This window comes from Devosia sp. FJ2-5-3 (assembly GCF_029201545.1).
Taxonomy (GTDB): domain Bacteria; phylum Pseudomonadota; class Alphaproteobacteria; order Rhizobiales; family Devosiaceae; genus Devosia.
In genome coordinates this window covers 3518363-3543359 of sequence record NZ_CP104007.1, presented here as the reverse complement: position 1 = coordinate 3543359, position 24997 = coordinate 3518363, and the positions used below count along the sequence as shown (strand labels likewise).

The following is a 24997-nucleotide window of genomic DNA, read 5'->3' as shown; positions in this document are numbered from 1 at the left end:
CCACCTAGAGTTAGGCTAATAGTCCTATTTAGTATTGTCAATGGACCTAATTCCTACTCTGCGGCCAAATAAAAACGGCCGGATGGTGTCCGGCCGTCTGTCAGTCTACGCAAATTTTCCTAGCGGGGCGTGGCGCGCAGGGCGTCGCGAATTTCCGTCAGCAGCACTTCTTCCTTGGTGGGGGCGGGAGTGGTCTCGACCGGCTCCTTGGCTGCCTCGCGCTTGAGGCTGTTGATGCCCTTGACCACCATGAACAGCACGAAGGCGATGATGGTGAACTTCACCACGGCATTGATGAACAGCCCGATATTGAGCGTCGCCACGCCGGCGGCCTTGGCGGCGGCGATGGATGGAACGGGCACATTGTCCGGATTGGACAGCACCACAAACAGGTTCGAAAAGTCGATGCCGCCAATGATCAGGCCGATCAGCGGCATGAAAATGTCATCGACAATGGAGGATACGATGGCGCCAAAGGCCGCGCCGATGATGACGCCGATGGCCAAATCGATCATATTGCCCTTGACGGCGAAGTCGCGGAATTCCTTGAACACACTCATAATTTGGCCCTCTCATGGGTTTCAGACGCCCTTGAGGGCGCGCGTTTGGTGCACAGACCACAATTGTCGAGCTTTCCGGCTTTGGCAATGCCCACTGTGTCGAACTTGCGCCGCGCCCCGTCACGGCGGATAACCGCACTTTAACGAATGCGCAACCATGGCCTGATCATGCCGCTTCCACCCGATGATGTCGCCGCTAGTCTGCGGCTGGCGATCGACTTTCTGCCCCAGGGCATCGGCGTTTTCGATGCGGGGCTGCGGCTCGTCGTCTCCAACCAACGCTATAATAGTCTCCTGGCCCTGCCGAACGACCTCACGCGTGCGGGCTCTGCCCTGTTCGACATCGCCCTGTTTCTGGCCGAGCGCGGTGATCTGGGCAAGGGCGACGCCGCAAGGCTCGCCATCGAGCGCATCAATTTCATCACCGCCGCGCCCACCACGGTCACGCTGCGCATCGCCAATTCCGGCCAGTCGCTCGAATTCCATTCGACCCGCCTGGCGGATGGGGGCCTCGCCATCGCCATTTCCGACGTCACCGACCGGGTGCGCGCTGAAAAGGAGCTCGAGCAGGTCAATCTCACGCTCGAAGGCCGCGTTGCCGAGCGGACGGCCGCGCTCACCCGCGTCAATGCGGAGCTCGAAGTGGCGCGCGCCAAGGCCGACGCCGCAAATCACGACAAGACCCGGTTCCTGGCCGCGGCCAGCCATGACCTGCTCCAGCCGCTCAATGCGGCGCGTCTTTACACATCCACGCTGATCGAACGCGCCAAGACGACTGCCTTTGCCGAGCTGGCCAATTCCATCGAGGCTTCGCTGACGGCGGTGGAAGACATCATGTCGGCCCTGCTTGATATCTCGCGGATCGACAGCGGCGCCCTCAAGCCCGCGCCCACCATCGTCGCGGCGCGCGACCTGCTGCGAAAGATGGAGGTGGAGTTCGCGCCCCTGGCGCGTGAGCGCCAGGTGTCGCTGCGCATCGTCGCGACCGATGCCGCCATCGTTGCCGACCGCACCCTCGTCGGCCGCATCGTGCAGAATTTGGTCTCCAACGCCATCAAATACACCCCGTCCGGCGGCAAGGTGCTGGTCGGGGTGCGCCGACGAGGCAATCGCATCCGGCTCGATGTCATCGATACCGGCATCGGTTTCAATCGCGATCAGCACAAGCTGTTATTCGCCGAGTTTTCGCGGCTCGATCGGGGAGCGCGCATGGCTCAGGGGCTGGGCCTCGGGCTCTCCATCGTCCAGCGCCTCGTCACGGCGCTGGGCCTCACGCTCGAGCTCGACAGCCGGGAGGGCACCGGCTCGCGCTTTTCCCTTTATCTGCCCGCCGCCCGCAATATGCGCTCGCAGGTCCCTGTCGTCCCACCGGCGCCCGAGCCCGGCTTTGGCAATTTCGATCTGAAAATCCTCTGCGTCGATAATGAGGAGGCCATCCTCGAGGCCATGCGCGGCCTGCTCGAGCATTGGGGATGCGATGTCCGCACCGCGCTCTCGCTCAAGCGTATCGACAAGGAGAGACTGCTCGAGGGCTGGTATCCCGATCTCGTGCTGATGGATTATCACCTCGACCAGACTTCGGGTCTCGACGCCATTGAATGGCTCCGCCACAATCTCGGCGGCCATTTGCCGGCGGCCCTCGTCACCGCCGATCGCAGTCCGGCCGTCCGGTCTCTCGCCGAAGAGCGTGGCATCGCGGTCATCAACAAACCCGTCAAGCCAGCGGCCCTGCGCGCCACGATTTCCGGACTCGCCAATCAGCGCGGCCTTGGCTGACCCCGCATGACAAATCCGGCCCCTCGTAGGAGACGCCGGATTGCAGGGGTGATTATGATGCGATCAGGTCACCAGGACCCGTCCGCTTCAGATCCAGTATGGCACGACGCCATAATAATCGTAGACCCGGCGGCCGTTTTCTTCGGTCCAGTAGCCATCGTCCTCGCGCTCATAGCGCGGCGCGCCTTCCAGCTGTCCCTTACTGATATCGATGCGATAGCCACCAAGGCTTTCGTCATAATTCAGCTTGGACCAGGGCAGGGGATAGTGCTCGTCCCCGATGCCGAGAAATCCGCCGAAGCTGAGCACGGCATAGGACACCTTGCCGGAGCGCTTCTCGACGAGAATCCGCTCGATCGAGCCGATATGCTCGCCGCGTGGGTCATAGACCTTCGTGCCTTCCACCTTGTCGGAAGCAATCAGGTCATGAGTTTCCTTGATGTTGGGATCGGCGCTGCGAACGTCATCATAGGCCATGATGGTCCTCCTTCGGTTTGAGTGTGTAAGGAGAACGACTTAGCGGCCTCAGGGTTGCAAAATTGGTCCGATTTCCATCACGCGACGAGGCGCGGCCGCGAATTGGGGCGAGGTCCGTTCGTGGTCAGGAAGGCAATGAAGCCGACAATGTCGAGGGGCCGGGAAATGAAATATCCCTGCACATAATCGACCTTTCCCGTCTCGCGCAGCGCATCCAGCCGGGCCTGGCTTTCCACCCCCTCCACCACCACGAGGCGGTCCGTGGCAGCCACCATGTCGATGGCATGGTCCAGCATCCGCACCATGACGGAATCATTGGGCGCCATGGCAAAGGAACGGTCGAGCTTGACCCCGTCGACCGAAACCGCTGCCAGATTGCGCATGGACGAATATCCGGCCCCGAAATCGTCGATGAAGATGCGCACACCCGCGCCCTGCAGTCGTTCGATCTCCCCCTGCGCGGTCTCGAGCTGGATTTCCTGGGTTTCCACGATCTCGAAGATCAGGCTGAACGGTTCGCCCGGCGCCAGAAACGGGGCAAAGGTCGTCAGCAAGGTCTCCGCCTTCAGGTCGCGCGGGAAGATATTGAAGCTGACATGCAGCCTCTGGCCCGCCGGCATGTGCGCTGTGAGGTCCTTGTGCGCCCGATCGGCCACCAGCGTGGTGAAGCGCTGGGTCAGCCCGTGCTTTTCGATCAGCGGAATGAAGCGGTCGGGGCCGATAAGCGTTCCGTCCACATCGCGCCATCGCGCCAGCACCTCGCATCCGGGGATGCGGTCGCGCTTGAGGTGCAGCAGCGGCTGGTAGACGCATTCGATCGTGTCCGGCCCCAGGCGCCGCAGAAAGCGGGCTTCGAACGACCAGTGCCGCGCGATCAGCCCATGCACCTGTTGGGACACCCATGCCGCCAATACGGCGCAGATCACCAGGGTCACCACGATCGTCGCCGCACCCAATGCAAAAAGGTCGGGCAGCCGGGCCTTGCTGACAAGACAATGCACGCCGCCCTCGTCGCATCGCATCAGATATTGGGCAGTGCTCAGGAGATTGCCGCCCCCTTCTGCCTCTTGCGCCACGCTGGCCGCATAAATGCCCGTTGCGCCGCCGCGATGCCACCAGCGTCCGTCCGGCGCCCGCAGGATCAGCTCCATCTCCAGCCAGCGTGGCATCGTTGTCGGCATCGTCGGCTGGGGCACGATCATCGCGAACCTGCCGCGCTGGGCGATGCTGCCGGTCAGGCCTTCCAGCCGCAAAAAGGAGAGGTCGCGATCCAGCCAGAACGCCATGTTGAACGGGCTCTGGGCCACCACTTCGGGCGCCCCGAACGGAACGGGCTGCTCGAACAGCCCGGAATTGACCGAGCACTGCGCCACCCCATTGGGGGCGAACAGCAATTCATTGATCCCGTCGGGCAAAAAGGCGATGCGGCGCAATTCGTCCATGAAGGCGGGCGAACAGGGCGTTGCGACCAGCCGCGCGTCCATCTGGTCGAATGTGCTCAGCACATTGATGCGCAATTGCTCGTAGCCCACCAGCGCGCGCGCCGTTTCCTGGCGCATGTTCTGCTGCACCTGTCCGGCGATGAACCACGTGGACAGCCCCACGAGGCCGGCAAATGCAATCACGAACAGCACAAGGCGCACGCTCTTCTGGTGCGCGCTCGAAATCAGGATCGAAACAAAGCCGCTCATCTCGGCCCTCCGGGGCATTGCCTCGATCAAGCACTGCCCCACGTCAAGTTGGGGTTAATACGCGATGGAACTGTGTCCCAGAGGCCTGCATTGCATGTTTACACCCATGGCGTCAAAATGCGGAGGTACAAATGGCTTTTGACAGTCTCAAGGCCCAGGCGAGCGCTGCAAACGCCTTGGCCCCCATGCAGATCGCCCAGCATTCGCTCTTTACCGCCAAGGAAAAGATCGAGCTGCTCCACCAGCTCAAGGCCGAAGTCACGGGCGCGAGCGCCGAGGGCGACGATCTCGGTTTCAGCCCCGAGGAAATCGACGCCGCCATTGCCTATGTGCGCGAGGGCATTGCCGATGGCGTCGGCACCCAGACAGTTTTCAAGGGAGATTTCTGATGGCGACCACTGAAAACAGACCCACCCCCACCGTCGCGTCCGTCGACCATCTGGTCGACGAAAACGGCGCCCGCATCGATGTGCCGGATGCTTCCCAGCTCAAGGTGGCCGGCGAGCACGAGGACGTGGTCGCGGCCACGAGCCCCACCAATTGGTGGCTCTATGGCCTTGTCGGCCTCGCCATCGTCGTGGCGCTGCTGTTCCTGATGCAGATGTTCTCCGGCGCCCCCGGCACCGATGTGCTCCCCGGCAGCCCCACCTCCGCCCCGGTGGTCGAAACCCCCGCCCAATAAAAAACGCGGCCCGTGAGCCGCGTTTTTTTCATCAATGCAGTGCGATCCGATCTTACCCGCGAATGGGCGAGATCTGGATTTCGACGCGACGGTTCTGGGCGCGGCCGGATTCGTTGGCGTTCGACGCGATCGGGCTCGTCGAGCCCTTGCCCTCGATATAGAAGCGGCGCTGGTCGATGCCCTGATTGGCGAGGATCGTCGCCACCGAAACGGCGCGGCGCTGGCTGAGGGAAAGATTGTGCTCGTTCGAGCCGGTCGAGTCGGTGTGGCCGTAGACATCGACGATGGTCTTGTCGAACTTCTTGAGCACCAGCGCGACCGAAACCAGCGTCTGGTTGAACTGCGGCTGCACGCTCGACTGGTCGGTGGCAAAAGTGATGTTGGACGGCATGTTGAGGATCACCTGGTCACCGACGCGGGTCACCGAAACGCCCGTGCCCTGCAGCTGCGCGCGCAGCTCGGCTTCCTGCTGGTCCATGTAATTGCCGATGCCGGCGCCCGTCAGGCCGCCAACGCCCGCGCCGATCAGCGCACCGACGCGCGGATCCCCGCCCACGGCAGCACCCACGATCGCACCGGCAACCGCGCCGCCACCAGCGCCGAGCAGCGTGCCGCCGGCTGTGTTGGAGAGCTGGCTCTGCCCGGTATAGGGATTGGTGGTGGTGCAAGCGCTCAGCGCCAGGGTCGCGGCCAGCGCGACGAGAACCTTGGATTTCATGCGTATCCCCCGAAGGACTGAGATCTGGAAGGCCGGCGGCCCCCAAAGCTCGATCTCAAAACAAAGTAAAGAATCTGTGTGGCCGTACGTGCCTAGTGAATGCGGCAGGAACGTGATGCGGGATCAATGATGAACCGCGGATGAACCCCACTCAACGCTGTTGCGTGCGCCTCAGCCGCCGATCCAGCTCGGCTCGCTCACTTCCGGCAGATCATAGAAGGCGCGCACCACATCCCATCCCTCTTCGGCATCATCGACAATGGTGAAGAGGTCCGGATCGGTGGGCGAGATCGTACCGGCTTCCGCCAGCGCCTCGAGATTGATCACCTTCTGCCAGAAGTCCCGGCCGAACAGCACCACGGGGATCTTTTCCATGCGCCCGGTCTGGATCAGGGTCAGCGTCTCGAAAAACTCGTCGAGCGTCCCGAACCCTCCCGGGAACACGGCCACCACCTTGGCCCGCAGCAGGAAATGGATCTTTCGCGTTGCAAAATAGTGGAAGTTGAACGACAGATCCGGCGTCACATACAGGTTCGGCGCCTGCTCGTGCGGCAGCACGATGTTGAGCCCGATCGAGGGTGCGCCCATATCGGCAGCGCCGCGATTGCCGGCTTCCATCACGCCAGGGCCGCCGCCCGTCACCACGACATATTCCTTGAAATCGTTCGCCGCCGACGTCTGCGAGGCCAGCTGCGCGAACCTTCGCGCCTCATCGTAATATTTCGACGCCTTTTCGAGATTGCGCTTCTGCGTCTCGTTCTTGGCCGCCCAGGCCGGCTTGCCGGGCTCGGGAATGCGAGCCCCGCCAAACAGCACCACGGTGGAATTGATGCCGTGTTCGCGCAGGCGGAATTCGGGCTTGAGATATTCGAGCTGGAAACGAACCCCGCGAATGTCTTCCGAGGTCAGGAATTCATCATCGGCGAAGGCCAGGCGATAGGCCGCGCTCTGCGTCTGGGGCGTGGATGGCGCCTTGCTCGCGGCGGCCACGTCTTGCTTGGAGGTGCGCAGCGGCGTCGGATGGCGTCTGGCCAAATTTCGTCTCCATTATTGTCTGCGCCGTCCAGCGCGAATACGCCACAATTGGACAGCTTTACTTGAGGGCATAACCAGCCCCGAAGAATCGGGCAAGGGCAGGGGGTCGCCATTCGCTTCACGACTTTGGAAGTCTCCATCGATGCGGCGGCCCATAAAATCCTCGCGCGCCTGCCGCGCGGCCCCCTTGCCGATGGCCTTGTTGAGTTCCTGGTCTTCGGCCTCAAGCAGGCCTGGGCCTGTCTTTTCGGCGGGCTCATGCTGGCCATGATCCTCGCCACCACCCTGTTCTGGCCTGATACCGGCCTCAGCCGCTACGATTTCTGGTTCCTCATGGCCTTGCTGATCCAGGCCGCCATGCTCGCCTTCAAGCTTGAAACCCTTGAGGAAGCCCGCATCATTCTGATCTTCCATCTCGTCGGCACCGGCATGGAAATCTTCAAGACCGCCGTCGGCTCCTGGGTCTATCCCGAGGATGCCATGTTCCGCCTCGCCGGCGTGCCGCTCTTTTCAGGCTTCATGTATGCCTGCGTCGGCTCCTACATGGCCCGCATCCAGCGCATTTTCGACATCACCTTCACCCGCTATCCGCCGGTCTGGCTCACCGCGGTGCTGGCGCTGGCCATCTATATCAATTTCTTCGCCCACCATTATTTCCCCGATTTGCGCTGGGTGCTCTTCGCGGCCATTGTCCTCCTCTATGGCCGCGCCTTCATGCATTATCGCGTCTTCCGCTTCCGTCATTCCATGCCCATGCTGCTGGCCTTTCTCCTCGTCGCGCTCTTCATCTGGATCGCCGAAAACATCGGCACCTGGTCGCGCGCCTGGATTTATCCGCATCAGGCCAATGGCTGGTCCATGGTCAGCCTCAACAAGCTGGGATCGTGGTATCTGCTCATGCTGATCTCGGTGGTGCTGGTGACTCTCGTCCATCCCCCGCGCCCGCGAACAGATTGAGCCCTCTCCATAAACGCCAAAACAATCATTTCTTGGCACCACTGGCACAGATTTGAGAAGCCCCAACCACCGGGCTGCCCTCGGACTTGATCCGAGGGCCACACTCCACGGGCAATAAAGCGCGGGCAGGGACCCCGTTCTACGAGACACTAAAAACGAGGAGCATCCCCATGCCGACCAGAACAATGCTGACCGCCCTTGCCCTGCTGGCAGGCACCGCGACCGCCATGGCCGAAACCCTCCCGGAAAACTTCGTCTACCTCGCCGATATCGCCCCGCAAATCCGCCAGGACATGCGCTATGCCGGCGACCACAATTTCGTCGGCCGCCCCATTACCGGCTACGAAGCTGCCGAATGCATCCTTTCTCGCCCAGCTGCCGAAGCCCTGCGCGATGCCGCCATCGAGCTTGCCGAACAGAACCTCGTCCTTCGCGTCTATGATTGTTATCGCCCCGCCCGCGCCGTCGCCGATTTCGCCCAATGGGCCCGCGATATCGACGATCTTGCCATGCAGGCCGAGTTCTATCCCCGCGTCGACAAATCCCGCCTCTTCGAGCTCGGCTACATCGCCGAGCGCTCCGGCCACAGCCGCGGCAGCACGGTCGATCTCACCATAGAACCCGCCGAAAGCGCACCCACGCCCTGGGCGCACGGCGAGGCGCTCCTCGACTGCGCCCTGCCGGACCGCTACCCCGACAATCCCCTCGATTTCGGCACCGGCTATGATTGTTTCGACAATCACGCCCACCACGGCGCCGCAGGCATCAATCCCGAAGCCGAGGAAAACCGCAAAATGCTGGCCGATCTGCTCGACCGCCACGGCTTCGCGCCCTATGCGGAGGAGTGGTGGCATTATACACTGCGCGACGAACCCTTCCCCGATACCTATTTCGATTTCGTCATTGCGGCGCGACCGGACTGACAGGGCCAGACAAACTCGGCATGACGCGCCTCATTCTCTTCAACAAGCCCTATGGCGTCCTCACCCAGTTCACCGGCGGCGAAAAGGGTGAAACCCTGGCCGATTTCATTCCAATTCCCGGCGTCTATGCGGCCGGCCGGCTCGACAAGGACAGCGAGGGCCTGCTCCTCCTTACCGATGACGGCAAGCTGCAGGCGCAGATTTCCTCGCCAAAGTTCAAGCAGCCCAAAACCTATTATGTGCAGGTCGAGGGCATTCCCGACGAAGCCGCCCTCAATGCCTTGCGCAAGGGCGTCACTCTCAAGGACGGCCCGACGCTCCCTGCAAAAGCCCGGATGATCGACCCGCCCGAACTCTGGCCGCGCGATCCCCCGGTGCGCTATCGAAAATCCGTGCCCGACAGCTGGATCGCCCTCACCATCACCGAGGGCCGCAACCGCCAGGTTCGCCGCATGACCGCTGCAGTGGGCCACCCCACCTTGCGCCTCGTGCGCTGGTCCATCGGCAATTGGACCCTCGAAAACCTCGCCCCCGGCCAATGGGTCGATGCACCGGCCCGCCCCGGGCGCTAGACACGACCTGCATGGTCAGCCCTCGCCGGCACGCCAACCCGTCCCCTGACGGGCTGGCTGCCTTTGGCGGTCAGGCCCGCCCGCCGGTGGCAAGCCGCATGAGATCGGTGTCGAAATCCACGCCCTCATTGCCCTGCTCGGTTCGCGCCGCGCTGCTGCCGAACTGGTGCTGGTAACTGCCCCAGGCTTTTTCGGAAATGGCCCTGCCCACCCCGGCCGTCACGAAGGCCGCCAGTTCAGTTGCCGCCCGGTCGATCCGCCGCCCAAGGTCGGGAACGCCCCAATCCTCCGGTGCCGCAAAGATCGAGGTCGGCACCGGCAGGGCGCGCATATAGGCAAAGAGCGGTCGCATCTGGTCGTCCAGCACCATGGCGTGTCGCGCCGATCCCGCAGTCGCAGCAAGGATCATTGGCCGAGCCACCAGCAGATCATTGTCCATCACGTCGACAAAGCTCTTGAAGAGGCCGCTCAGCCCCGCCTTGTAGACCGGGGAGGAGACGATCACCGCGTCCGCGCCCGCCACCTTTTCCAGCGCCGCCGACAGCGCCTCATTGGCAAAGCCGGCCACCATGGCCTTGGCGATGTCGGTCGCCAGCGGCCCGAGTTCGATAATGCTGACGCTCGCCGTCCTGTCCGCCTCGGCCAGCCGGTCGACGCTCTTCTGCGCGATCCTGTCGGCGAGGAGCCGCGACGAGGACGGATCGCTCACCCCGGCATTGATCACCACGAGGCGGATGGGGTCGTTCTCTTTATTTTCGTTCATTGTCATCTCCAGATTGCTCGCCCTCCGCACCCGCAAGGCGGCGGCACAGATCGCGCAGCATGGTCATCTCGTCGGGGTTGAGGCAGGCCGAGACCCTGTCGCTCACCTGCCGTCCATGGGCTGCGCCGACGCGGCGCTGCTTGTGTAGGCCTGCTACGGAGAGGCGCAGCACGCTGGCCCGCCCGTCCTCGGGGTCGCTCTGCCGCTCGATCAGCCCCTTGGCTTCGAGCCGCCCGACCAGCCGCGACAGGCCGGCTTGGCTCAGCAGCACGTCATTGGCCAGCTCCGACATGCGCAGCCCCTGTGGTGCGTTGGACAGGGCGTAGAGAACGCCATATTCGCTCTCCACCAGCCCATCCCACACATCCTGCGAGAGCAGGTCCCGCGCCATGGTCGCCTGGGCGCGAAACAACGCCTCCCAGGCTTCATTGGCCAGTTTGGTATCGCCCTTCATGGCCTCACCCCACCAGCGGCAGGTCGGCGGACAGGTCTGCCGGCGTGTCCTGATAGGGGCGTGTGCCGGTCAGATTGTCCCCGCGATTGGGGTTGGGCGTCGGCTGGCGCGGCGGTGCATCCCCATATTTCGCCTTGACCCGGGCCTGGTGCGTCGGCGCTTCGGCAGCCCCCGGCGACCGGCGGGCGGCCATTTCCCGGCGTAGCACCGGCACGACTTCGGTGCCCAGCAATTCCACCTGCTCCAGCGCCATTTCGAGCGGCAGGCCCATGGCGTCGATGTTCCACAGCTGTCGCTGGTAATCGCCAAACGCCTCCTGGAAGGTCAGCGTCTTGTCGATCACCTCCTGCGGGCTACCCACGCTCAGCGGGGTGCCCCTGGCGAAATCCTCCAGCCCATAGCTGTTGCCATAAAGCGGATTGCCCTCGAAGAACGGCCGGAAACTCTCATAGGCATCCTGCGAGTTCCGGGCGATGAACGCATGCCCGCCCAGCCCCACGATGGCCTGTTCCTTGGTGCCGTGCCCGTAATGGGCGAACCGCTCGCGATAGAAATTGACCAGCGGCACGAAGTGGAAATTCGGGGCGAGGATATTGTTGGCGAAAAAGCCATTGCCATAATAGGCGGCCTGCTCGGCGATTTCGGGGGTACGGATAGAGCCGTGCCAGACAAAGGGCGCAACATCGTCCAGCGGCCGCGGCGTTGAGGTAAACCCCTGCAGCGGCCCGCGGAACGTGCCTTCCCAATCCACCACATCCTCATGCCAGAGCTTGTGGAGGAGATTGTAATTCTCCAGCGCCAGCGGCACGCCCTTGCGGATATCCTGCCCGAACCATGGATAGACCGGCACCGTATTGCCCCGGCCCAGCATCAGGTCCATCCGCCCCTTGGAGACATGCTGGAGCATCGCGTACTCCTCGGCGATCCGCACCGGGTCATTGGTGGTGATCAGCGTCGTCGAGGTACTGACGATGATGTTCTTGGTGCGCGCGGCGATGGCCGCCAGCAGCGTCGTGGGCGCGGAGGAAAAGAACGGCGGATTGTGATGCTCGCCAATGGCAAACACATCCAGCCCCACCGCATCCGCCCGCTCGGCGATCTGGATCATCGCATCGATCCGCTGCGCCTCGCTGGGCGTGGTGTTGGTATGGGGATTGCGGGTCACGTCGCTGACCGAAAAAATACCGAACTGCATGACAGCCTCCTGAACTCTGCCCAAGATATATGCGTGCGCATGCAAATATCAAGGCCCGCCAGTCCGGCGCTCCGGCCGGGGCAGGGGCCCCTAATCGTGCAAGAGCCCCTCGCGCCAGAATTCGTCCCAGCCGGCCAGCTTCTGCCCGCTCTCCTTGTCCCGCCCGGCCTCGGCGGGCACGGGCGTCTTCGGCGCCTTCTTTTCCTCGCGCTTGAGTTTTGCCTTCCAGGCCGCCTGCCGGCGTCGTTCGGCCGTCGCCAGCGCATCTTCCTCGCGCCAGTTTTCCACCATGTCGCGGTCCAGCATCTCGGTCACGAACACCGGGTCGAAGACATGGAAAGTGATCTTTTTCGCCCGCCCGCGCAGTTTGACGGTCCGCGTCCCCGCGCTCACGAGCCGCCCGTCCTTCAGCCAGCGATGCCGCTCGCTGGTCTTGATATCGAGAATGTCCTCGATTTCGCGCGGCAGCACCGGCAGCGTCTCGATCCCCACCAGCCCCGCCGTGACGATCCCGACCGCCGCGTCGAACTTTTCGCGGTCTTCCTCGGCCATTTTGAGCACCAGCACCGTGCCGCGCACATCGAGCCGCCGCCCGGTTGAAAACCCCAGCCGCGCCCGCATTTCCTGCAATATGCCCTTGGCCCGCACCGACGAGCCCAGCCCCGCCCCGGGGGGCAGGTCCCACTCATGGACAAGCGTCAATTCTGCGGCAGGTTTCTTGGGAGCACGGGCCATCTCCCTCAAATAGGCTTTTTTGCCGGGGGATCAACGCCGCAACGCGCCGCCCGCAGAGCCCCCCGATCACACTCTGGTCAGAGAAACGCCCGCTCGATCCCCGCCCATTCGCTGTCGTGCGCGCCGTCAAAATTCTCCATCCCCGGCCGCGTCAAACACCCGCGCGGCGTCACATAGCTGTCGATCCGCCGCTCCGGCTTTTCGTGCCAGGTGATGTTGAAGGCCCAATATTTGGGAAAGAAATAGAGGCTCGCATAGGGCAGATGGTCGTGGATCCACCAGGCGAGCTTCGTCCACTCGCCTTCGCCCTGAAACTGGTCCCAGAACGCCGGGATGATGATGCAGGCCGTCGCCCCCATATACCCGTTGGCGTCGCGCCGGTCCCAGATATGGCCGGCATAATTGGCTTCATTGACGGCGCAATTATACCCCGCCTTGCCGGCGCGCTGCATGTCATTGCCCAGCCCATTGACCTCCACCGAGCGAAACGCCGACCGCACCGCGATCCGCCCAAACCGATCCTGCAGCGGCTCCAAAAGCTCTTCGCAAAGCCGCGTCCCCGCCGCAATCGCCAGCGCGGGATCATCCGGCACATTGTTCAGCCCATGAACTGACGCGATGTCCGAAAACAAAAAATCCCGCATGAAAAAGCTCTTGGACAGCCTGACGCGCCCAAACTCAGTCAGCGCCGAGACGGACGCGGGCTTTTTCATTTCTTGTATTTTTTCCCCCTCACCCAATACGACGCCCTCTCCCACCCAAAGACGCCGCCACCCCCACAATGTCATTCCCGCGAAAGCGGGAACCTCCGTTTCTCCAATCTACCTCCCCAAACTACTTACAAACCCCGCTTCCCGACCACCCGATTTTGCGCAACTCTGTTCCGGCTGACGCGCTGCGCCGGCTCTGGGCTTGCCTTGGGAGAGAGGGCATGGGGTTTTTCAGGTTTCTGGCTCGGCTGTTCGGCTCATCAAAGCCGCGCTCGCGCGCCAACCCGCAACAATCCTTTGGATCGTCACGGCCGATAAGCCGACCCCGGCCTGTCCGCCCCTTACCCTCCGCCCCAATTTCCCCACCCATTCGAACCACGCCGGGCAATCTGCCCTCCACAGAATTGCGCGGCACCTGTTGGGTGATCGATGGCGATACGATCGTCATCGACAAAATCCGCATCCGTCTCGCTGGCATTGACGCGCCCGAACTCGATCACCCCTGGGGCCAAAAGGCAAAATGGGAGATGGTTCGGCTCTGCAAGGGCCAGATCATCACGGCACATATTCGCCCCGAACTGTCCTATGACCGCATTGTGGCCCAGTGCTTACTGCCCGACGGCCGCGATATTGCGGCAGAACTCGTCCGCGCCGGTCTCGCTCTCGATTGGCCGAAGTTCTCAGGCGGGCGCTACAAACACCTCGAAACCCCCGAAGCCCGAAAGAAACTCTGGATGGTCACCGCGCGGCAACGCGGCGCATGGCGCACGCAGGTGGATGAGTAGGCGAGCAAATACTAGAGCAGCGCCTAGCTGTCATGAAAGGCAGCGTTCTCTCGAATATCGTCCACCAAAGGTTCGATCTCATCCAGCCGATAGAGTTTAACATTACTCTCGTTCATTTGAATTTTAACAGCATTATAAAACTCAGATGACTGCTTGGCGAAATCGCCCACGATTACCAGCCTTTTTCGGTTTTGAGCTGCTTGGTAGTGCTTCCAAATTAACGCTCCCTCCATAGCGCGCTTTCCAGCCTCTCTGAGACTGTCCGATGGAGCCGAGGACAGCCTCATGCCGTCGATGAGATTATAGCAACCATTTTGGTAGCCAAAAGGTACGTCGACCTTAATCCCGTACTCTGGCAGTTCCACCGGCGCAGGGTCCTGAAGGTAGTGCTCTACGCCGCGCTCGACGAAGCATTCCCTCAGCTTACGGCGAATTCGTGGCTCTCTATGTGGTGGCTGCTCGTCCCCTACCAATTCGCTAAACAGGGAATTCAAGACATTTTCCGCATCATCTACCGCCACAGGCATCAACGGTGACAGTCGCAGGCCGTTGGCCCGTTTTAGTGCGAACGTTTCCAAGAATTTCAGTTCAGGATTTTGCTGCCAGTCGTATTTGAGGCGAGATGCAAAGCCTTCCTTGATGGCATCCAAGTAAATCTTCGGCTGTCTGCCGAAAAGGCGCTCGATACGTGCCGGATTTTTACTAAATTTTATGCCGAGGTGTCGCTCATTTTGTACAATCAAAACGATTCCGACGTTTATAAATTCCAGCCGCTCAGGTGAAGGACTGTACTGGATAATTGCGTACATGCCACTTTGTCGCATCTCCATACCTCCTAAAGTTCGAGAGCAGTTTGATTGATCAGACCGTTTCTTATGGTCTCACAGACCCGGTCTCTGCGTTTTATGATGACGTCGGCCCATTTGGACCGGGTAGCGCCGGTAATGCCCCATTGCGCTGGAATTGACGCTAGAACGTCTGTGATATCGCTATCTTTGACCTCAGATAGGCTATGGATTGCCGCATTTAGAGCGGCATCATTCAGGCTTGGCATAAATTCTGGAAAAAGTCCGTAAATCCTATCGTCGTTGACATCGATAGCATCGATGTCAGTCTCAATGTCTCCCTCGGTGAAGCAATGACTATGATCCAAGACGATCATATCAAACTTCCTGCCGACGGGGGCAAACAATAAATTGTCGCGCTTAGGTGTTGGGTCAAGGTAGTCGTTCGGCGGGCAGCGGTCAAAGTTCCGTATCCAAGTGTCGAAGGCCACCAGGAGGGCAGGATCTTGGGGTTTGGCTAGCCTACTCACGAAGGAGTCGCCCACTGTCGCCGGCTCAGCTCTAACTTCTTTCGATACGAAGGCCGGGCCAAGGCCGACAAAAGAGCCAAGTTTAAGCGGGATTTCGATATCTTCAACATTAACAATGGCAAAGGGAGGAATCGTTAGGCCGATTAGCGCTGCTAACTCGGAGCCCACCAATTCACAGGCAAGGGTACCTGTCCCAGCAGGGTTTCCTATTCCCTTAAGGTAGCCTATCCCCGCATCAGTTTTGACCTTAGATACCAGGGTGCTCGTGGGGTAGGTTTCTATCACACGGTCTACGGTGCGGGGCTGCCAAATCGTTCCACATCTTACCATGCAGGCACCTTACCATGCGCAATGTTACTTGGTTCGGTGTTACAGCCCATTTTGATGTTCCCCCGGTTCAAAAGGAAACAAAACGCGCCGCCCGTCAATACTCGTCCCCCTACGTCTCCCCACCCACCCCCTTGCATCGCGCAAAAAGAATCCGCATATAGCGCCTCGGGAGGTTGGCGCGGACGTGTTCCTCGTCCATCGGGTCAGGTCCGGAAGGAAGCAGCCCAGTCGAGATCCTCACGGGTCGATGCCAGCCTCCTACTCAGCCCCATAAATTTGCGGGCAAGAATGGAGAATCGGCCATTATTTTGTTGGCCCGATGCCCTATGATCACCGGATGATCGCAACCAGATTTCACTTCAAGCCGACAAGGGAAGGGCAGGATGGCTGACGCTGTAAGCACGCCCTATCTGGTGCTCGCCCGAAAATACCGCCCGCGCGACTTCTCCACCCTGGTGGGGCAGGACGCCATGGTGCAGACCCTGGGCAATGCCTTTGCGCAGAACCGCATCCACCACGCCTTCATCCTGACCGGCGTGCGCGGCGTGGGCAAAACCACCACGGCCCGCATTCTCGCCCGTGCCTTCAATTATGAAGATGGAAATGGCCGCCGCCCCACGCTCGATCTCGAAATCGAGGGCGAGCATTGCCGCGCCATCATTGAAGGCCGCCATGTCGACGTCATCGAGATGGACGCCGCCAGTAATACCGGCATCAACGACATTCGCGAGATCATCGACTCGGTCAAATATGGCCCGGCCTCGGCGCCCTATAAGGTCTATGTCATCGACGAGGTGCACATGCTCTCGACGGCGGCCTTCAATGGCCTGCTGAAGACGCTCGAAGAGCCGCCGCCTTATGTGAAGTTTATCTTCGCCACGACCGAAATCCGCAAAGTCCCGATCACGATTCTGTCGCGCTGCCAGCGCTTCGATCTCCGGCGCATTCCCGCCGATGTGATGACGGCCTATCTCGAAAAAATCCTCGGGCAGGAGAACATCTCCTTCGAGCCCGACGCCCTCGCCATGATCGTGCGCGCCGGCGAAGGCTCGGCCCGCGATAGTCTATCCCTGCTCGATCAGGCCATCGCCCATGGCGGCGGCACCGTGTCGGCGGCGACAGTGAAAGCCATGCTGGGCCTGGGCGACCGCGCCCGCATCATCGATCTCTTCGAAGATCTGATGGCTGGACGTATTGCCGAGGCGCTGACCGCGCTGCGCGAGCTTTATGATCTCGGCGCCGATCCGCAGACACTTCTGGCTGATCTCGCCGAATTCACCCATCTCGTCACGCGCATCAAAATCGTGCCCGCCGCGGCAGACGATGCCTCGCTGACGCCCGACGAGCGCAATCGCGGAAAGGACCTGGCCCAGCGCCTCCATATGCGCGCGCTCACCCGCGCCTGGCAGATCCTTTTCAAGGGCAATGAGGAAACCGCCCGCGCCGGCAATGGCCTGCAGGCGGCGGAAATGACGCTGATCCGGCTGGCCTATGCCGCCGATCTGCCCAGCCCCGACGAAGTCATCGCCAAATTGAGCGGGCAGGTGCTCTCCAATGCGCCCATGTCGACGCCGTCTCCCCGCGGCCCTTCTGGTGGTGGAGGAGGGGGCAGTGCCTCGGCCATGCGCGTCGAAGCGCCCCAGCCGATGATTGCCACGAGCCAGCCGGCCCCGGTGGCGACCCCGCAGGCCGTCGCCCAGCCGGCGCTGGCCACCATCGCCTCCTACAAAGACCTCATTGCGCTGGCCACCGCCAAGCGCGACGTGCTGGTCAAGCTGGCGCTCGAATCCCAGATGCGCCCGGTTTCCTTCGAGCAGGGCCGCATCGAAGTGGCCCTGTCCGACAATGCCGATCCCACCATGATCTCGACGCTGTCGGCGCGGCTCCAGCTGTGGACCGGCCAGCGTTGGCTGGTCATGGTGTCCTCGCGCCCGCCCGAGGGCCTCACCATTCGGCAGGAGCGCGACCAGCGCAAGGAAGCGGCCACCTCCGCCGCTTATGAAGATCCGCTGGTGAAGGCCATTCTTGAAACCTTTCCGGGGGCCAAGCTCGTTAACGTCACAGTGCGCGACGACGAGGCCGCCATTCCCGAAATCGCCCCGCCACCCAACGAAGAGGATGACGAATGAAAGACATCATGGGCATGATGAAAGCCGCCAGCGAAATGAAGGGCAAGATGGAGGCCATGCAGGCCGAGCTTGCCGAGCTGGTCGTCGAAGGCCGCTCCGCCGGTGGCATGGTCACTGTCGCGCTTTCGGGCAAGGGCGAGATGCGCTCGCTCAAGCTCGATCCCTCGCTGATCAAGGCCGACGAAGCTGATGTGTTGGAAGACCTCATCATCGCCGCCTACAACGACGCCAAGGGCAAGAGCGAAGCGGAAATGCAGCGCCGCATGGCCGAAGTCACCGCCGGCCTCCCCATCCCCCCCGGCATGAAGCTGCCGTTCTAGGTTTTGGTTTTTTGGGCCGTGCCCGCCACACCCACGCCGTCATTCCCGCGAAAGCGGGAACCTCTGTTTGGCACCGCCGCAAACTAAGGGCCAGCACTCTTCTCCCTTCTCCCCTCGAGGGAGAAGGTGGCACGTAACGCCGGATCAGGGGTTTCACACCCCCGTCCCGCCAACGCTAACAGTCTGCTAACCAATTCACCCCAAACGCGACAAAAATCATGGCTTCTGGCGGACCCGAAATCGAGCAATTGATCCAGCTCCTGGCGCGCCTGCCAGGGCTCGGCCCCCGCTCGGCCCGCCGGGCGGTCTTGCACCTGATCAAGAAAAAAGAGCAGCTCATGCTGCCGCTTTCGGCCGCGCTGGACAGGGCTGTTCTGGCCGTAAAGACTTGTGAAACCTGCGGAAATGTCGACACCACGAGCCCCTGCTCGATCTGCCAGGACCCGCGCCGCGGCGAGAGCGGCATGCTCATCGTGGTCGAAGACGTGGCCGATCTCTGGGCGCTCGAACGCGCCGGCGTCGGCGCCGTCCGCTACCATGTCCTGGGCGGCATCCTCTCCCCCCTCGACGGCATCGGCCCCGACGATCTCAACCTTAACACGTTGATTTCACGAGCTTCTGACTATTCCGAGCTGGTCCTGGCCATGAACGCCACGGTCGAGGGCCAGACCACCGCCCACTACATCACCGACCGCCTCGCCGACACCGGCGTCAAGATCACCCGCCTCGCCCATGGCGTGCCGGTCGGCGGCGAGCTCGATTATCTCGACGAGGGGACGTTGAGCCAGGCGCTGAAGGCCCGCACCCAGATCTAACTATTTGCCGGAACTTCCATAATCGCCCTGACCCCGGGCTGGTTGTCCTCGATGCGGAAGCTGCCGCCATGCAGCCGCGCCACGGCATTGACCAGTGCCAGCCCCAGTCCCGACCCCGTCTCCGACCGGCTTTTTTCCAGCCGCACGAACCGTTCCAGCACCCGCTTGCGCTCGCCCTCGGGAATGCCCGGTCCATTGTCGGCCACGACCAGCTGCACCATGGCGCCGACCCGCTTCAGTTCCACCGTGATTTTCCCGGCGCTCCCATTTTCCGGTCGGGCATATTTCATTGCATTTTCAAGGAGATTGACCGTGGCCTGGCCGATCAGTTCGCGATTGGCCCGCAGGGTCACCCCCTCTTCGACCGCGGTCACCACCTCAATGCCCTCATCCTCGGCCACGGGGGCGTAAAGCTCGGCCATATCAGCAATAATCGCGCTGATGTCGATTTCGGAGAGCGCGCCAGAGGGCGCACCGGCCTCGGCTCGCGCAATCATGAGCAGGGCATTGAATGTCCGGATCAGCCGGTCGCTCTCGCCAATGACATTTTCCAGCGCCGTCTGCCGCATCTCGTCTGTCGACCCATCCCGCAGCGCCGCCTCGGCCTGGTTGCGCAGGCGGGTGAGGGGGGTCTTGAGGTCGTGCGCGACATTGTCCGTCACCTCCTTAAGTCCCTGAAGCAACTGCTCGATCCGGTCGAGCATGGCATTGAGGTTCAGGGCCAGCCCGTCAAACTCGTCATTGCGCCGCGTGATCGGAACGCGCTCGGCCAGATTGCCCGACATGATTTTCGTCGATGTGTCGCGGATCGTGTCGATGCGTTTCAGCACGCGCCGCGCCGTCACTCCGCCGGCGACGACGGAAAAGAGAATGATGCCGGCAACCCCGACCAGAAAGCTCTGGAGAATGATCGCCGAATAGCCCCGCCGCTCCACCACGTCGCGCCCGACGACAAGCCGCATGCCGCTGCCCAGCTCGACCGAGCGCACGATCGCCACGCCCGAGCGTACCGCCGCCTCGGGTCCCGCGCCTTCGTTGAGCGGCCCGGCCCTGTCATAGTCGAATGTATAAACGCCCGGATTTATAAGCACTTCCGCCGGAACCGCCACGAGATTGCCGAGCAGGAACTGGCCTGAAGCATCGCCGAGATAATAGATGCCGGGTCCGGGTTGGCTGGCGATCCGGTTGAGTGCAAATGCGAGGCCCCGAACGCCCTGGTTGACCTCGATGCGCTGCAGCAGCCGCACTTCCCGGTCGATATCATCGGCCTGCTGGCGCTGGATCTGCACGCTCGATTGCCAGCCGATAAAGGCCATCAGCAGGATGGCGAAGACGCTGAAAATAGTAATGAAAGTGGCGGTCAGCCGAACGGTCGATGTGCGCCAGACCTGGGCGAGCCGGCTCAACTTCTAGTCCCTGATCATATAGCCGGCGCCGCGCACCGTGTGCAGCAACGGCATCTCAAAGCCCTTGTCGATTTTGGAGCGCAGGCGCGACATGTGCACGTCGATGACATTGGTCTGGGGGTCAAAATGGTAGTCCCAGACATTTTCGAGCAGCATCGTCCGGGTCACCACCTTGCCGGCATGCTTCATCAGATATTCGAGCAGGCGAAATTCGCGCGGCTGGAGGAGGATCGCCTCGCCGTCGCGTTCGACCTTGCGGCTCAGCCGATCGAGCGATAGCCCGCCCACGCTATATTGGGTCGCGGCCTCCACGGGGCTCGAGCGACGGGCGAGCACTTCGACCCGGGCCAGCAATTCGGTAAAGGCATAGGGTTTGGTGAGATAATCGTCGCCGCCGGCGCGCAGGCCGGTGACGCGGTCATCGACTTCGCCGAGAGCGGAGAGAATGAGAACAGGGGTGGTATCGCCTTCCGCGCGCAGCGATTCGACGATGGAGAGGCCATCCCGTCGCGGCAGCATGCGGTCAACGATCAGCACGTCATAATCCATGCCCGAGGCCATGGCATAGCCGGTCTCCCCGTCAGCGGCATGATGGGTCACATGACCGGCTTCGTCGAGCGCCTGGATCAAATAGCTCGCGGCCTCGCGATCATCTTCGATGAGCAGGATTTTCACGGCTGACGCTCCGCACCAGGAAAAAATGGCCCCGGGAAACACCCGGGGCCAGGGTTTGTCAGGCGAACTTATTCGGTAATGGGCAGCCCGATAAAGGTGCTATCGCCATTGCGAGCAACTTTCACCAGGGCCGTTTCGAGGCCCCTGCTGCGAACATTGTCGATCGCCTTGTCGAAATCGGCAGCGCTCGAGACCGGCGTATTGTCGACTTCGAGGATCACGTCGCCGACGGACAGACCGCGCTGGGCGGCAGGCGTGTCGGGCTCGACTTCCTGGATCAGCACGCCACCTGTGCCGTCACCATTGGGCACGAGGGTCAGGCCGAGCGTCGACTGGGCCTGTGGCACTTCGGCCGGAGGCGTCGGCGTATTGGTCTCGGCCACGTCCTGGTTGAGTTCGGTCAGCGTGACGTTGAGCTTGGTCTCGGCACCATCGCGCCAGATGGTCAGCTCGACGACGGAGCCAGGCGACTTGCTGGCGATGGTCCGGCTGAGATCGAGTGCGTCGTCGATCCGGTCGCCATCGACCGCGGTGATGATATCGCCCGACTTGACGCCCGCGGCGCCCGCAGGGCCATCAGCGGCCGGCTCGCGCACGATGGCACCGAGCGGCTGGCTAAGCCCAACGCCATCGGCAATGTCACGGCTCACGTCCTGGATCGAAACGCCCAGATAGCCGCGGGTCACGGTTCCGTCCGTGATCAGCTGGTTGACGATCTGCTTGACCGTGCCGGCCGGGATGGCAAAGGCGATACCGACATTGCCGCCATTGGGGGAATAGATGGCGGTGTTGACGCCGACCACTTCGCCCTTGGTGTTGAAGGCCGGGCCGCCCGAATTGCCGGTGTTCACGGCCGCGTCGATCTGCAGGAAATCACCATAGTTCGAGCCGCCGATATTCCGGCCCGAGCCCGAGATCACGCCCACGGTCACAGTGCCGCCAAGCCCGAAGGGATTGCCCACGGCAACCACCCAGTCGCCGACGCGGCTGGCTTCTTCCTCGAAGGTCACGAAGGGCAGGTCTTCCCCGGCGATCTTGAGAACGGCCAGGTCGGTGCGCTCGTCGGTACCGACGATTTCTGCAACCTGCTCACTGCCGTCTTCCATCACCACGGTTACCTTGGTGGCGTCTTCCACCACGTGGTTGTTGGTAACGACATAGCCGTCAGCCGAAACGATGAAGCCCGAGCCTGCAGCCATGAACTGGCGCGGACGGGGTTCCTGCTCGCCCGAGCCGCCGCGTCCACCAGGACCGCCGGGGCCGCCGAACTGGTCGAAGAAGTCACGGAAGGGGTGGCCTTCGGGCAGGTCGGGGAAATTGAACTGGAAGTCACGGCCGCGCTGGACATTGCGACCGGGCGCCTGCGCTTCGACGAGGATCGAGACAACGGCCGGCTTGACCGCGTCGACCAGGTCGGCAAAGCCCTGCTGCTGGGTGACCTGGGGCACCAGGATCTGCGCCGCATTGCGCACCTCGGCATTGACGGCCTGCCCAGTGAGGACAAAGGCGGTGGAAACCCCGCCGACGCCCACCAGCAGAGCCAGGGCGGAAGCGCCGAGCCAGCGGCGGGTACGCGAAATAAGTGTGGGTCGCATGAGGACGAGTCTCCTTGCAAAAGCTCTCAACAGCTTGTGGCCTTACATATGGAACGTCCCGCCTTTCTGTGAAGTTGCGCCAATATTAAGCTTTGGCAATGTTGCGGGCAGGATTGCGGCAAGCCGTGTCGGTAAGCGGGGCAGGGGCCTAGTTCCGGTCCCCCGGCTCATCGCTAACAAGCCGCAGGCTCGGCTGTTCGTCGAGGCCACCGTCCCATTTCGGCGGAATAGTTTTGGTGGTCTTGGCCCCCAGCTCGCGCAGCATTTCCACCTGTCGCACCACATTGCCACGGCCGGACGAGAGCTGATTGCGCGCCTCGTCAAAGCTGGATCGTGCCTTGTCGAGATGGCTGTCCAGCTTGTCCATGGAGCCGAGAAAGCCTGCGATCTTGTCGTAAAGCGCGCCCGCCCGTTCGGCGATTTCCTCGGCATTCTGGTGGCGCTTTTCGATGTCCCAGACATTGCGCACCGTGCGCAGCACGGTCATCAGCGTCGTCGGCGTCGTCAGCATCACGCCGCGCGACATGCCGAATTCCACCAGTTTTGCGTCATGCTGGATGGCCGTAGCCAGCGCGGACTCAATGGGCACGAACATCATCACATAGTCGAGGCTCGATCGCGCCGCGCGGTGATAGGTCTTGTCCGACAGCGTCGTGATGTGATTGCGCACCGAAGCGATATGGGCGCGCAAATGCTGCTCGCGGTCCTCTTCGGGGCAATTCACATAGGCGTCGAACGCCGTCAGCGACACTTTCGAATCGATCACCAGCACATCGCCATTAGGCATGCGGATTTCGACGTCGGTGCGCAGCCGCTGGCCATCTTCGCCCATATGGCTCTGCTGGGTCGTGTACTGATCGCCCTCGCGCAGGCCCGACTGTTCGAGAATGGTGGACAGGATCATCTCGCCCCAGGCGCCCTGGGTCTGGGAATTGCCCTTGAGCGCCCGGGTCAGGTTCTGCGCCTCGGTTGTGATCTGCAGATTGCTTTCCACCAGCGCCTGGATGCGCTCCTTCATCGCCGAGCGGTCCTCGATCAGACCCTTGTGGAATTCACCGATCTTGTCGTGCAAGGGCTTGAGCAGCACGTCGACCTGCTCGCGGTTCTGCTTGGTAAAAGTCTCGCTGTGGCTGCGCAGCACGTCCCCGGCAATGGCCTTGAATTCGTCGGTCATCTGCTGGCGCGCTTCGGTGAAGCGTTTCAAATTGACCTCGTTCTGGCGCGCCTGCTCGTCGAGCCGGGTCCGCATCGCGGCAAGCTCCGCCATCAGCTCGCCATTGCGGCTCCGCTCCTCGTCAATGATGTCTGCTGATCTTTCCCTCTCCCGTCCCAGTTCCAGATCGAGTTCGCGGATGCGCAGATCGCGTTGCGCGATAAGCTCGGCAAAACCGGCTTTGAGATTGTCGCTGGCGTCCTGCGCGGCACTACTGGCGCGCGCCGCATTGCCCTGCGCCCAGGCAACGAGCATCCAGATCATGACGAAAAACAGGAGGCCCAGTCCGGCAGCCAGAGCCATGCCGACACTGATCGGCAGATCGCCGAGAACGAACAGAGATGTATTGAGCGTTTCCATGAAACCAGCCTATACCCACCATTCGTTCACATAATGTTCTTTTCGCGACCAGCGCAACCCTGCTCCGCAGTTGACCCGGCGCGGTCAAATACCATATCGAGAGGCAACTCCTTTTTTGCCGGACTTTTTGCCATGGCCATCCGCCCTATCCTCATCATTCCTGACGCGCGGCTTCGCGCGGTCGCCGACCCGATCGTGGAGATCGACGAGGAGATCAAGACGCTGGCCAAGGACATGCTCGACACCATGTATGACGCGCCGGGGATTGGCCTTGCCGCGCCGCAGATCGGTGTGATGAAACGCATCGTGGTGATGGATCTTGCTGGCGAAGACGAACCCGCCGACCCGCTCGTAATGATCAATCCGGAAATCACCAGTTTCGGCGACGAGATCCAGGTTACCGAAGAAGGGTGCCTGTCCATTCCCGAGCTTTACTACGAGGTCGAGCGGCCCTCCACGGTCACCGTCACCTATACCGATCTCGACGGCAAGGAAGTGGTCAAGGACGCCGATGGCAAGCTCGCCGTCTGCATTCAGCATGAACTCGATCACCTCGATGGCGTGCTCTATATCGACTATCTGAGCCGCCTCAAGCGCGACCGCGTGATCAAGAAGTTCGAAAAGCAGGCCAAGCTGGCGGCTCGTTGATTTGAGAGCCGCCGACCTTCCTCACCTTTTGGGGGAGAGGGACAGACCGTTCTGCGTTCAGCAGAAAGGTCAGGGTGAGGGGCTCTCTCCGCACGCCGGGTGTTCGGGGCGAAAGCGCTGACCTCTCACCCCAACCGAAGTTCGCCACGCCAATTCGG

Annotated in this window: 26 protein-coding genes, 1 other RNA gene and 1 pseudogene; 12 read left to right on the top strand and 16 right to left on the bottom strand. The window is 62.0% G+C overall.

Going from position 1 to position 24997, the window contains the following annotated elements; genetic code table 11:
- Positions 1 to 119: 119 nt before the first annotated feature.
- On the bottom strand, positions 120 to 554 hold the full coding sequence (gene mscL, locus N0P34_RS17090; protein WP_275607011.1) for a large conductance mechanosensitive channel protein MscL: 435 nt from the start codon (positions 552 to 554) through the stop codon (positions 120 to 122).
- Between the two features lie 153 nt (positions 555 to 707).
- On the opposite strand from mscL, the gene N0P34_RS17085 reads away from it, so the two are divergent.
- Positions 708 to 2336, top strand: coding sequence for an ATP-binding protein (locus N0P34_RS17085; RefSeq protein WP_275604426.1), 1629 nt, complete (start codon positions 708 to 710; stop codon positions 2334 to 2336).
- Positions 2337 to 2423: 87 nt separating this feature from the next.
- Here N0P34_RS17085 and N0P34_RS17080 read toward each other — a convergent pair whose 3' ends face one another.
- Together N0P34_RS17080 and N0P34_RS17075 are read right to left on the bottom strand one after the other, a co-directional pair.
- Positions 2424 to 2813: a PRC-barrel domain-containing protein gene (locus N0P34_RS17080; RefSeq protein ID WP_275604425.1), complete on the bottom strand. Its 390-nt coding sequence runs from the start codon at positions 2811 to 2813 to the stop codon at positions 2424 to 2426.
- A gap of 77 nt (positions 2814 to 2890) precedes the next feature.
- Complete coding sequence (locus N0P34_RS17075) at positions 2891 to 4504, bottom strand: EAL domain-containing protein (RefSeq protein WP_275604424.1); 1614 nt, start codon at positions 4502 to 4504, stop codon at positions 2891 to 2893.
- Between the two features lie 131 nt (positions 4505 to 4635).
- On the opposite strand from N0P34_RS17075, the gene N0P34_RS17070 reads away from it, so the two are divergent.
- Both N0P34_RS17070 and N0P34_RS17065 read left to right on the top strand, forming a co-directional pair.
- Complete coding sequence (locus N0P34_RS17070; RefSeq protein ID WP_275604423.1) at positions 4636 to 4893, top strand: hypothetical protein; 258 nt, start codon at positions 4636 to 4638, stop codon at positions 4891 to 4893.
- The gene (locus tag N0P34_RS17065) at positions 4893 to 5186 is read left to right on the top strand and encodes a hypothetical protein (protein WP_275604422.1); all 294 of its coding nucleotides are present in this window, start codon (positions 4893 to 4895) and stop codon (positions 5184 to 5186) included. Before N0P34_RS17070 ends, N0P34_RS17065 begins: the two co-directional genes overlap by 1 nt.
- A gap of 52 nt (positions 5187 to 5238) precedes the next feature.
- Here N0P34_RS17065 and N0P34_RS17060 read toward each other — a convergent pair whose 3' ends face one another.
- Both N0P34_RS17060 and N0P34_RS17055 read right to left on the bottom strand, forming a co-directional pair.
- On the bottom strand, positions 5239 to 5904 hold the full coding sequence (locus tag N0P34_RS17060; protein ID WP_275604421.1) for an OmpA family protein: 666 nt from the start codon (positions 5902 to 5904) through the stop codon (positions 5239 to 5241).
- Between the two features lie 171 nt (positions 5905 to 6075).
- Complete coding sequence (locus tag N0P34_RS17055) at positions 6076 to 6939, bottom strand: LOG family protein (RefSeq protein WP_275604420.1); 864 nt, start codon at positions 6937 to 6939, stop codon at positions 6076 to 6078.
- A 126-nt stretch (positions 6940 to 7065) separates the two neighbouring features.
- On the opposite strand from N0P34_RS17055, the gene N0P34_RS17050 reads away from it, so the two are divergent.
- From N0P34_RS17050 to N0P34_RS17040, 3 genes are all read left to right on the top strand, one after another.
- Positions 7066 to 7896, top strand: coding sequence for a DUF817 domain-containing protein (locus N0P34_RS17050; protein WP_345774438.1), 831 nt, complete (start codon positions 7066 to 7068; stop codon positions 7894 to 7896).
- Positions 7897 to 8066: 170 nt separating this feature from the next.
- Positions 8067 to 8819 (top strand): M15 family metallopeptidase, encoded by a 753-nt coding sequence (locus N0P34_RS17045; protein WP_275604419.1) that lies wholly within the window; start codon positions 8067 to 8069, stop codon positions 8817 to 8819.
- A gap of 20 nt (positions 8820 to 8839) precedes the next feature.
- On the top strand, positions 8840 to 9391 hold the full coding sequence (locus tag N0P34_RS17040; protein ID WP_275604418.1) for an rRNA large subunit pseudouridine synthase E: 552 nt from the start codon (positions 8840 to 8842) through the stop codon (positions 9389 to 9391).
- A gap of 70 nt (positions 9392 to 9461) precedes the next feature.
- Here N0P34_RS17040 and N0P34_RS17035 read toward each other — a convergent pair whose 3' ends face one another.
- From N0P34_RS17035 to N0P34_RS17015, 5 genes are all read right to left on the bottom strand, one after another.
- Positions 9462 to 10154 carry a CE1759 family FMN reductase gene (locus N0P34_RS17035; protein ID WP_275604417.1) on the bottom strand — a complete coding sequence of 231 codons (693 nt, stop codon included), beginning with the start codon at positions 10152 to 10154 and terminating at the stop codon, positions 9462 to 9464.
- Complete coding sequence (locus N0P34_RS17030; protein WP_275604416.1) at positions 10141 to 10608, bottom strand: MarR family transcriptional regulator; 468 nt, start codon at positions 10606 to 10608, stop codon at positions 10141 to 10143. Before N0P34_RS17030 ends, N0P34_RS17035 begins: the two co-directional genes overlap by 14 nt.
- A 4-nt stretch (positions 10609 to 10612) precedes the next feature.
- Positions 10613 to 11803 (bottom strand): CE1758 family FMN-dependent luciferase-like monooxygenase, encoded by a 1191-nt coding sequence (locus N0P34_RS17025; protein WP_275604415.1) that lies wholly within the window; start codon positions 11801 to 11803, stop codon positions 10613 to 10615.
- Positions 11804 to 11893: 90 nt separating this feature from the next.
- Positions 11894 to 12538, bottom strand: a complete 645-nt coding sequence (locus N0P34_RS17020) for a hypothetical protein (protein WP_275604414.1) — start codon at positions 12536 to 12538, stop codon at positions 11894 to 11896.
- A 77-nt stretch (positions 12539 to 12615) separates the two neighbouring features.
- Positions 12616 to 13251: a hypothetical protein gene (locus tag N0P34_RS17015; RefSeq protein ID WP_275604413.1), complete on the bottom strand. Its 636-nt coding sequence runs from the start codon at positions 13249 to 13251 to the stop codon at positions 12616 to 12618.
- A gap of 419 nt (positions 13252 to 13670) precedes the next feature.
- On the opposite strand from N0P34_RS17015, the gene N0P34_RS17010 reads away from it, so the two are divergent.
- Positions 13671 to 14033, top strand: a complete 363-nt coding sequence (locus N0P34_RS17010) for a thermonuclease family protein (protein ID WP_275604412.1) — start codon at positions 13671 to 13673, stop codon at positions 14031 to 14033.
- A gap of 23 nt (positions 14034 to 14056) precedes the next feature.
- Here the strand turns inward: N0P34_RS17010 and N0P34_RS17005 are convergent, their stop codons facing one another.
- On the bottom strand, positions 14057 to 14842 hold the full coding sequence (locus tag N0P34_RS17005) for a DUF3037 domain-containing protein (protein WP_275604411.1): 786 nt from the start codon (positions 14840 to 14842) through the stop codon (positions 14057 to 14059).
- A 26-nt stretch (positions 14843 to 14868) separates the two neighbouring features.
- Positions 14869 to 15633, bottom strand: a complete 765-nt coding sequence (locus tag N0P34_RS17000) for a HipA family kinase (RefSeq protein WP_275604410.1) — start codon at positions 15631 to 15633, stop codon at positions 14869 to 14871.
- A gap of 212 nt (positions 15634 to 15845) precedes the next feature.
- On the opposite strand from N0P34_RS17000, the gene ffs reads away from it, so the two are divergent.
- The 4 genes and pseudogenes from ffs to recR all read left to right on the top strand — a co-directional run bounded on the left by ffs (position 15846) and on the right by recR (position 18942).
- An RNA gene (ffs, locus tag N0P34_RS16995) (signal recognition particle sRNA small type) lies at positions 15846 to 15941 on the top strand.
- A 117-nt stretch (positions 15942 to 16058) separates the two neighbouring features.
- A pseudogene (locus N0P34_RS16990) lies at positions 16059 to 17807 on the top strand (DNA polymerase III subunit gamma/tau); the annotation flags it as partial.
- Positions 17804 to 18127, top strand: coding sequence for a YbaB/EbfC family nucleoid-associated protein (locus tag N0P34_RS16985; RefSeq protein ID WP_275604408.1), 324 nt, complete (start codon positions 17804 to 17806; stop codon positions 18125 to 18127). The pseudogene N0P34_RS16990 and the gene N0P34_RS16985, both read left to right, overlap by 4 nt.
- Positions 18128 to 18345: 218 nt before the next feature.
- The gene (gene recR / locus N0P34_RS16980; RefSeq protein WP_275604407.1) at positions 18346 to 18942 is read left to right on the top strand and encodes a recombination mediator RecR; all 597 of its coding nucleotides are present in this window, start codon (positions 18346 to 18348) and stop codon (positions 18940 to 18942) included.
- Here the strand turns inward: recR and N0P34_RS16975 are convergent.
- From N0P34_RS16975 to rmuC, 4 genes are all read right to left on the bottom strand, one after another.
- Positions 18939 to 20348: an ATP-binding protein gene (locus N0P34_RS16975; protein WP_275604406.1), complete on the bottom strand. Its 1410-nt coding sequence runs from the start codon at positions 20346 to 20348 to the stop codon at positions 18939 to 18941. The two genes, recR and N0P34_RS16975, sit on opposite strands and share 4 nt — an antisense overlap.
- 3 nt (positions 20349 to 20351) lie before the next feature.
- Positions 20352 to 21023 carry a response regulator transcription factor gene (locus tag N0P34_RS16970; RefSeq protein ID WP_275604405.1) on the bottom strand — a complete coding sequence of 224 codons (672 nt, stop codon included), beginning with the start codon at positions 21021 to 21023 and terminating at the stop codon, positions 20352 to 20354.
- A gap of 68 nt (positions 21024 to 21091) precedes the next feature.
- Positions 21092 to 22618, bottom strand: a complete 1527-nt coding sequence (locus N0P34_RS16965) for a Do family serine endopeptidase (RefSeq protein ID WP_275604404.1) — start codon at positions 22616 to 22618, stop codon at positions 21092 to 21094.
- A gap of 148 nt (positions 22619 to 22766) precedes the next feature.
- A complete protein-coding gene (gene rmuC / locus N0P34_RS16960) occupies positions 22767 to 24191 on the bottom strand; it encodes a DNA recombination protein RmuC (protein ID WP_275604403.1) in 1425 nt (474 codons plus the stop codon).
- A gap of 132 nt (positions 24192 to 24323) precedes the next feature.
- On the opposite strand from rmuC, the gene def reads away from it, so the two are divergent.
- The gene (gene def, locus N0P34_RS16955; protein WP_275604402.1) at positions 24324 to 24839 is read left to right on the top strand and encodes a peptide deformylase; all 516 of its coding nucleotides are present in this window, start codon (positions 24324 to 24326) and stop codon (positions 24837 to 24839) included.
- The last annotated feature ends 158 nt before the right edge of the window (positions 24840 to 24997 follow it).

Excerpts from the sequence above, each read along its gene's own strand:
- recR (WP_275604407.1), top strand. The coding sequence starts at position 18,346 with ATGGCTTCTGGCGGACCCGAAATCGAGCAATTGATCCAGCTCCTGGCG.
- N0P34_RS16985 (WP_275604408.1), top strand. The coding sequence starts at position 17,804 with ATGAAAGACATCATGGGCATGATGAAAGCCGCCAGCGAAATGAAGGGC.
- N0P34_RS17085 (WP_275604426.1), top strand. The coding sequence starts at position 708 with ATGCGCAACCATGGCCTGATCATGCCGCTTCCACCCGATGATGTCGCC.
- N0P34_RS17065 (WP_275604422.1), top strand. The coding sequence starts at position 4,893 with ATGGCGACCACTGAAAACAGACCCACCCCCACCGTCGCGTCCGTCGAC.
- N0P34_RS17045 (WP_275604419.1), top strand. The coding sequence starts at position 8,067 with ATGCCGACCAGAACAATGCTGACCGCCCTTGCCCTGCTGGCAGGCACC.
- N0P34_RS17070 (WP_275604423.1), top strand. The coding sequence starts at position 4,636 with ATGGCTTTTGACAGTCTCAAGGCCCAGGCGAGCGCTGCAAACGCCTTG.
- N0P34_RS17030 (WP_275604416.1), bottom strand. The coding sequence starts at position 10,608 with ATGAAGGGCGATACCAAACTGGCCAATGAAGCCTGGGAGGCGTTGTTT.
- N0P34_RS17040 (WP_275604418.1), top strand. The coding sequence starts at position 8,840 with ATGACGCGCCTCATTCTCTTCAACAAGCCCTATGGCGTCCTCACCCAG.
- N0P34_RS17025 (WP_275604415.1), bottom strand. The coding sequence starts at position 11,803 with ATGCAGTTCGGTATTTTTTCGGTCAGCGACGTGACCCGCAATCCCCAT.
- N0P34_RS16965 (WP_275604404.1), bottom strand. The coding sequence starts at position 22,618 with ATGCGACCCACACTTATTTCGCGTACCCGCCGCTGGCTCGGCGCTTCC.
- N0P34_RS17060 (WP_275604421.1), bottom strand. The coding sequence starts at position 5,904 with ATGAAATCCAAGGTTCTCGTCGCGCTGGCCGCGACCCTGGCGCTGAGC.
- def (WP_275604402.1), top strand. The coding sequence starts at position 24,324 with ATGGCCATCCGCCCTATCCTCATCATTCCTGACGCGCGGCTTCGCGCG.
- N0P34_RS17035 (WP_275604417.1), bottom strand. The coding sequence starts at position 10,154 with ATGAACGAAAATAAAGAGAACGACCCCATCCGCCTCGTGGTGATCAAT.
- rmuC (WP_275604403.1), bottom strand. The coding sequence starts at position 24,191 with ATGGAAACGCTCAATACATCTCTGTTCGTTCTCGGCGATCTGCCGATC.
- N0P34_RS17080 (WP_275604425.1), bottom strand. The coding sequence starts at position 2,813 with ATGGCCTATGATGACGTTCGCAGCGCCGATCCCAACATCAAGGAAACT.
- N0P34_RS17005 (WP_275604411.1), bottom strand. The coding sequence starts at position 14,842 with ATGTACGCAATTATCCAGTACAGTCCTTCACCTGAGCGGCTGGAATTT.
- N0P34_RS17015 (WP_275604413.1), bottom strand. The coding sequence starts at position 13,251 with ATGAAAAAGCCCGCGTCCGTCTCGGCGCTGACTGAGTTTGGGCGCGTC.
- N0P34_RS17020 (WP_275604414.1), bottom strand. The coding sequence starts at position 12,538 with ATGGCCCGTGCTCCCAAGAAACCTGCCGCAGAATTGACGCTTGTCCAT.
- N0P34_RS17075 (WP_275604424.1), bottom strand. The coding sequence starts at position 4,504 with ATGAGCGGCTTTGTTTCGATCCTGATTTCGAGCGCGCACCAGAAGAGC.